3 protein-coding genes are annotated in these 3,454 nt (G+C 73.5%); all 3 read left to right on the plus strand.

Features of this window, described 5'->3' with window-relative positions; genetic code table 11:
- On the plus strand, positions 1–685 hold a 685-nt coding region (locus D6718_02860), incomplete at its 5' end, for a hypothetical protein (GenBank protein RMG47829.1).
- On the plus strand, positions 682–1,608 hold the full coding sequence (locus D6718_02865) for a glycine--tRNA ligase subunit alpha (protein ID RMG47830.1): 927 nt from the start codon (positions 682–684) through the stop codon (positions 1,606–1,608). The genes D6718_02860 and D6718_02865, both read left to right, overlap by 4 nt.
- Positions 1,605–3,454, plus strand: a 1,850-nt coding sequence (locus D6718_02870; GenBank protein ID RMG47831.1) for a glycine--tRNA ligase subunit beta, incomplete at its 3' end; no start/stop codon positions are given. The genes D6718_02865 and D6718_02870, both read left to right, overlap by 4 nt.

Genomic DNA, 3,454 nt, shown 5'->3' on the forward strand with positions numbered 1-3,454 from the left:
GCGGCTCGTCGCCCTCGCTCCCGCAGCCGCACGGTCGCAGCGCCGGTTCGGCGGCGCTCTCCTGCCCGGTGCGCGGGTCAAGGTCCGCTGGCGCCGGGCACGGGAGGGGGCGGCTCGCGTGCTCGAGGAAGCGACGCTGCTTTCGTCACCGCCCCGGCCCGATCCTCTCGAGCGCTTCTACACCACCACCCATCTGCTGGAACTCGCCGGCGCTTTCGCGCGCGAGGGGAACGAGGATCCGCGGCTGTACCGGCTTCTGCGGCGGCTGCTGGAGCTGGCGGAGGGGCCGCGCGTGGCGGAGCTCGCGCGTTACGCCGAGGCGTGGGTCCTGCGCCTGGCGGGGCTGCTGCCCGAGCCGGAGAGCTGCGCGGCGTGCGGGCGGCCTCTGACCGGCGGGACGAGTGCCTTGTCGCCGGAGAGGGGCTTCACCTGTCCCGAGCACGCGGAACCCGGCGCCGTGGAGCTTTCCCGCCGGGCGGTCGAGTGGCTCGCCGCCACACGGCACACCGCCCCCGACGCGCTGCCGCCCCTGCCGGCGGGTGAGCACGCAGCGCTCGGTGCCGCGCTCCGGCGGCTCGTCGTCGGTTTCACCGAGCGCCCCTTGAAGGCGCACGGCGCCCTCGAGCGGCTGCGCGCGGCCGGCGGCGTTCCCGGGGACGCCGATCCGGGGGGAGGCGGTCGATGAGCGAACGGAAGCGAACCCTGCGGTCGCTGCAGCGGATGATGCTCGACCTGTCGCGCTATTGGGCGGACCGGGGTGCCGTCCTCCACCAGCCCTTCGACAAGGAAGTGGGCGCCGGAACGATGCACCCGGAGACCTTCTTCCGCAGCCTCGGGCCGGAGCCGTGGCGGGTCGCCTACTGCCAGCCCTCCCGCCGGCCGGTGGACGGCCGCTACGCCGACAACCCGATGAGGGTCTACGAGCATTTCCAATTCCAGGTCGTTCTCAAGCCGTCGCCGGAGGATGTCCAGGACCTCTACCTCGGCTCGCTCGCCGCGATGGGCATCGATCCCTCCGAGCACGACATCCGCTTCGAGGAAGACAACTGGGAGTCGCCGACGCTCGGCGCGGCCGGGGTGGGCTGGCAGGTCACGATGGACGGAATGGAGATCTCCCAGTTCACCTACTTCCAGGTGATGGGAGGATGCGAGCTCGAGGTCATCCCGGTGGAGCTGACCTACGGCATGGAGCGGATCTGCATGTTCATCAACGACATCCGCGACATCTTCGACCTGCCGTGGGCCGAGGCTCCGTGGCGGCCCGGCGGCGCGGTCACCTACGGCGACCTCCGGCGGAGGGCGGAACGCGAGCAGAGCGCCTACTGCTTCACCGAGGCCGACGTCGAGCTGCACCGCCGTCACTTCGAGGAAGCGGAGCGGGAGGCGCGGCGTCTGCTGGAGAGGACCGGCGACGGCCCCGTTCCCGGACCGCTGCTGTTCCCAGCCTACGAACGCGTGCTGGAGGCCTCGCACCTCTTCAACGTCCTCGACGCCCGCGGGGCCCTCTCGGTGACCGAGCGGCAGGGAATGATCCAGCGGATCCGGCGGCTGGCCGTCGCTTGCGCCCGGTCCTACCTGGCAGGGACCGCCGGGGAGGAGGTCCCGTGAAGGGCCGCGCGACGCTGCTGGTCGAGATCGGCTGCGAGGAGATCCCGGCTCGCATGCTCCCGGCTGGCGCCCGCGCCGTCGCGGACGCGGTCACCGGAATCCTCGATCGGAGCGGAATCGCACACGGTCAGGCGCGGCCGCTGTGGACGCCCCGCCGCCTGGCGGTGCTCGTCCCCGCGACGGAGGGGCGGACGCCCGGGGCCGAGAAGATCGTCACGGGCCCGCCGGCGTCGGCGGCGTGGGACGCCCAGGGGCAGCCGACCCGCGCCGCAGCGGGGTTCGCGGCGAAGCACGGCGCCCGGCCGGCCGATCTGATCCGTCACCGGACCGAGCGGGGCCTGTACGCGGCTCTCCGCGTCGTCGTCGAGCCACGCCCTCTGGAGCGGGTGCTCGCCGAGGAGCTACCGCGCGCGATCGCGCGCCTGTCCTTTCCCAAGACGATGCGGTGGGGAAGCGGCCGGTACCAGTTCGTCCGCCCGGTGCACTGGCTGGTGGTCCTCCACGGAGAGGAGGCGCTGGCGGCCGAGCTGTTCGGGGTGCGCGCCGGACGCGAGACGAGGGGACACCGGGTCCTCGCCCCGGGACCGCACGAGGTGCCCGAGGCGGACGCCTGGGAGAGCGTCCTCGAGCGCGCGTACGTCGTCGCCGATCCGGACCGCCGCCGGGAGGCGCTGGCCCGCGCACTCGCCGGGCGCGCCGAGGAAGCGGGCGGGCGTCTGGCGGAGGATCCGGCTCTTCTGGAGGAGGTGGCCGACATGCTCGAGTGGCCGGCCGCCGTCGCGGGTTCGTTCGAGGCGAGGTTCGTCGAGTCCCTTCCCGCAGCCGTCCTCGAAACCTGCCTGCGCCACCACCAGAAGGCCTTCCTCGTCCGCGGCGCCGACGGCGCGATCCTGCCCGCCTTCGCCGTGGGCGTGAACATGCCCTCGGATCCCGGGGGCCACATCAGGCGAGGACACGAGTGGGTCGTGGGCGGCCGCCTCGAGGATGCGCTCTTCTTCTGGCGCGAGGACCGGACGCGCCCCCTGGGCGACCGGCGCCCCGGGCTCGACGGGGTTCTGTTCCACGAGCGGCTCGGCCACTGCGGCGCCAAGACCGAACGGGTCGAGCGGTTGGCCGGCGAGATGGCGGAAGCCTGCGGGCTGGACACCCGGGCGGCCGCGGCCGTGCGGCGCGCGGCCTTCCTTTCCCGCTGCGATCTGCTGACGGGAACGGTCGGCGAGTTTCCGGAGCTCCAGGGAACGGCGGGTGCTCTCCTCGCGGAGGCCGACGGCGAGGCGCCGGAGGTCGTCGCGGCGCTGCGTGCCTTCCACGATCCGCCGGAGGCGCTTCCCGAAGGCGCGGCAGGGCTGGTGGCCGCGGTCCTCGGGATCGCCGACCGACTCGACACCCTCGCCGGCTGCTTCGGCATCGGTCTCGTGCCGAGCGGCAGCCGCGATCCCTTCGCGTTGCGGCGGGCGGGCACGACGGCGGTCCGCCTGGCCTTCGAAGTGCCCTCGTGCGATCTGCGGTGGGGAGTGGACCGCGCGGTCGCGGGTTACGCGGAGCAGGGGATCGAGCTCGGCGGCGGGGTGCGGGACTCGCTCGGCGAGTTTCTCTTCGAACGGTTCGCACGACTGGCGCAGGAGCGGCTGGATGCCCGGCACGACGAGATCGCCGCGGTCCGGCGCTTCGCCCGCGAGCGGTTCGACGCGCGCGATCTTCTCGAGCGCGTGGCGCAGCTGAAGTCGTTCCGAAAGAGCGAGGACTTTCTCGCCCTGGCGGCGGCGGCGAAGCGGGTGCGGAACATCCTCCGCCAGGCCGCTTCCCGCGGCGATCGGATCGAGCCGGGTGCCGCCCGGGCGGGGGA

The sequence above is a fragment of the Acidobacteriota bacterium genome, assembly GCA_003696075.1.
GTDB lineage: Bacteria > Acidobacteriota > Polarisedimenticolia > J045 > J045 > J045.

What these genes read in the sequence shown, in the direction of transcription:
- D6718_02865 (RMG47830.1), top strand. Translation starts at nt 682, where the DNA reads ATGAGCGAACGGAAGCGAACCCTGCGGTCGCTGCAGCGGATGATGCTC.